Below are 2,845 nucleotides of genomic sequence, written 5' to 3'. Positions count from 1 at the left end.
TATAATATCGACCACTGAGGATCGAGGCTGCTCTCGTCCATCAATTTTTGCCGTGTGCATTCACCTTCCGATGTGAGTTTGCCGGGAATTACTGTCATTTCTTTTACTTACTACGCTGCCCTTATTCGCTTCACCTCTAAGTGCTCTTTATCTTGCATAGCGTTCCACAGGTCATATTGCATCTGCTGACTGAGCCAGCTTTCAGCAGTGGTATCAAACGCTCTGGATAGCCTTAAAGCCATATCAGGGCTAATACCAGATCGTCCATTCAGAATCGCTGACAACGTTTTCCTAGTGACGCCCAATGCTTCCGCCGCGGCGGTTACAGTCAAGCCTAAAGGCTCGATCCAACCTTCCTTCAATACCTCACCAGGATGAGGTGGGTTGTGCATTTTCATTTCTTTACCTCAATGATAGTCTTCGAGATCAACATCAACAACGTCATCATCTTCAACGCTGAAAGTTAATCTCCAGTTTTTGTTCACTCTCAGGCTCCACGTGTTCTTCCGCTTGCCTTTCAATTCGTGCAGATAGAATCCAGGAGCATCTAAATCCTTGGGGTTAACTGCCACATTGAGCCGCGCCAGCAAGATACGGATTCTCGTGGCGTGCTGGGCATTGATCCCCGTGGTTTTGCCGGTTTCAAAGAACTTCTGCAGCCCTCTATGCTTGAAATTCTTGATCATGCAAGAATCGTAACATGCAACGTATCTAGTTACAATCACAAGCCGACACTTACAGTAAAAAGAGTTGCTTGTACCGGCTAGACACTGCTAGTGAAATATAACAGCCGCAATATGCTGAACTTGAGGCTGACACTACGGAGCGGCAGCGCAGGCGTGGCAGGGTCAAGTTTCAGTATCATGGCTTTGTTCGGTTTGGCTTTTTGTCTGATACTTCCAGTCTCTCATTAACCATCTCATCTAGGCCGCTTTGGAACGAGGTTTTATTTGCTTTTCTATATCCTTCCCAGCCTCTATCTCAGCCGTTCTGAGCTCATAGCTTTTCTGTAGGTTCATCCATACCTCAGGAGTAGTACCCAAGTAACGCGATAGCCTTAGCGCAGTATCCGCAGTGATACCACGAGTTCCATTGAGAATGGCACTTACCCTGTTAGCAGGCACACTCAGAGCTTCTGCCATTGCTCGAGCTGACATTTCCAGTTCTTCCATCTCCTCTCGGAGAATTTCCCCGGGGTGTACCGGGCGCATGCCATTTCGACGATTCATCTTTTAATTCTCTTTTAATAATTCCTTAATGATAATCAACAACTTCGACGTCCTCAGGACCGTCTGGGCCCCAGCGAAAGCAAAGACGCCATTGTTTGTTTATTCGTATGCTGTATTGACCTTTCCTCTTGCCGATGAGTGCCTCGAACCGATTGCTTCTGAGTTCACGTAAATCCTGCAATTCATCCACTTCGTTCAAGTAAGTCAATCTTCTTGCCAATTAATCGACAAAACTACGAAAATCCTTTACATCCTCACCTTCGAAAAAGCGCGCGGTCTTCTTGTCCTTGAAGCTTCTGATCATCGGATGTAGTTATGCGATACGTTCCACGTACCATATCAATCTCAACTAAGACTGTCAAATGAGTCGGTAACGTTCTTTATGGCAGGTTCGGGCTTTTTACGAGAGTTCGCCGCCACACCGAACAAAGCATTCAGCTGCATTGGAGGTGACGCCGGGTTGTGGCGTAACCACGTTCCGGTGACGGGTCCAATGTCAGCTTCAATGCAATGTTATCCAGAGCTTTTTACTTAATATCTCTCTGTAACAATTAAGCTGCGATCTTCACTGGATGCAGACCAACACGTGCAGCCATCGCAACCAAAGAATCAATCGAGAACACAGTAATGTGCCCTCGGGAGACATCTCCTATACGAGACCGTTGAACTCCCATCAGGTCCGCAGCCTCTTGCTGGGTCAACCCGTTTTCCTTAATATATTGTCGAATGCAGTCCATTAGCGCCGCTTTAATTTTTAATTGTTCGGCCACTCCTGCGTCTTCTTCTATTGCGTCAAATACTGACCCTTTGGTCCTTGCTCCGCTCATGTCAATGTCTCCTTGGCCGATCGGTAACGCGACACGATCAGATCCTTATCAGCTTGTGATGTCTGCTGAGTTTTCTTTTGCCAACAGTGAAGCACCGTGACTACGTCTAAAAACTTGGTGACATAGGCGGTGCGATAAATATTTTTCTCTACAGAAATGCGAATTTCGTAGACACCCGTAATTCCTTTGCCTAGGTTCTTCAAGGGTTTCCAGTCTTCAGGCATATCTCCACACTGCAGGATATGAAGCTGGTATCCCATCGAGTGTCGAGCATCATCGGAGAACACGAGCAGGTCATTCTTACTTGTTCCTTCCTACCAGATATCTTTAACTTCAAACATACTGCAATGTACATATATTTGTACATTCTGTCAATTCGTGACATGAACGCTCTCCGATACCCAGCCACGCATTCATCGCTACGAAGTAGCGATTTACAGATACCTATCTTCTCGTTTCCATGATCCGGCAATAAGCCGGCGTTGCATGCCCGTAACGAGATTTCTTCTTGTGAAATAACCATTGCAGAAAACTGTAAAGCCACGCAAACACATGTCCGCAGCAATATTCGTGAATCCAAGCGGCTCTAAACAGTACATCTACTTGCAGCCTTGGCGTTGCTGATACCTTCAGGAATCCGATTCTGAATCGGACACTGCTACTTGCGGGACGCGACGGATAGGTGAGTAAGCCGAGGGAATCTCACCCTCAGCACCGGGTCATCGGTGGCAGTCTCCTGCCACCGATTCCCACAGAACGTAGCGTGCGGATTTCCCGCACTACGCTCTT

6 protein-coding genes are annotated in these 2,845 nt (G+C 47.0%); all 6 read right to left on the bottom strand.

Annotated features, from left to right (window positions below):
- Positions 1–110: 110 nt before the first annotated feature.
- The gene (locus tag ACUNV4_RS30290; RefSeq protein ID WP_430882414.1) at positions 111–398 is read right to left on the bottom strand and encodes a HigA family addiction module antitoxin; all 288 of its coding nucleotides are present in this window, start codon (positions 396–398) and stop codon (positions 111–113) included.
- A gap of 9 nt (positions 399–407) precedes the next feature.
- Entirely contained in the window at positions 408–686 is a 279-nt protein-coding gene (locus ACUNV4_RS30285; protein ID WP_430882413.1) for a type II toxin-antitoxin system RelE/ParE family toxin, read from the bottom strand.
- A gap of 237 nt (positions 687–923) precedes the next feature.
- The gene (locus tag ACUNV4_RS30280; RefSeq protein ID WP_430882412.1) at positions 924–1,229 is read right to left on the bottom strand and encodes a HigA family addiction module antitoxin; all 306 of its coding nucleotides are present in this window, start codon (positions 1,227–1,229) and stop codon (positions 924–926) included.
- A 25-nt stretch (positions 1,230–1,254) separates the two neighbouring features.
- Positions 1,255–1,437 carry a type II toxin-antitoxin system RelE/ParE family toxin gene (locus ACUNV4_RS30275; RefSeq protein WP_430882411.1) on the bottom strand — a complete coding sequence of 61 codons (183 nt, stop codon included), beginning with the start codon at positions 1,435–1,437 and terminating at the stop codon, positions 1,255–1,257.
- Between the two features lie 343 nt (positions 1,438–1,780).
- The gene (locus tag ACUNV4_RS30270) at positions 1,781–2,056 is read right to left on the bottom strand and encodes a helix-turn-helix domain-containing protein (protein WP_430882410.1); all 276 of its coding nucleotides are present in this window, start codon (positions 2,054–2,056) and stop codon (positions 1,781–1,783) included.
- Complete coding sequence (locus tag ACUNV4_RS30265) at positions 2,053–2,343, bottom strand: type II toxin-antitoxin system RelE/ParE family toxin (protein ID WP_430882409.1); 291 nt, start codon at positions 2,341–2,343, stop codon at positions 2,053–2,055. The genes ACUNV4_RS30270 and ACUNV4_RS30265 overlap by 4 nt, the downstream gene beginning before the upstream one ends.
- Positions 2,344–2,845 lie beyond the last annotated feature (502 nt).

The sequence above is a fragment of the Granulosicoccus sp. 3-233 genome (assembly GCF_052681095.1).
This window is presented reverse-complemented; position numbering and strand designations above follow the sequence as displayed.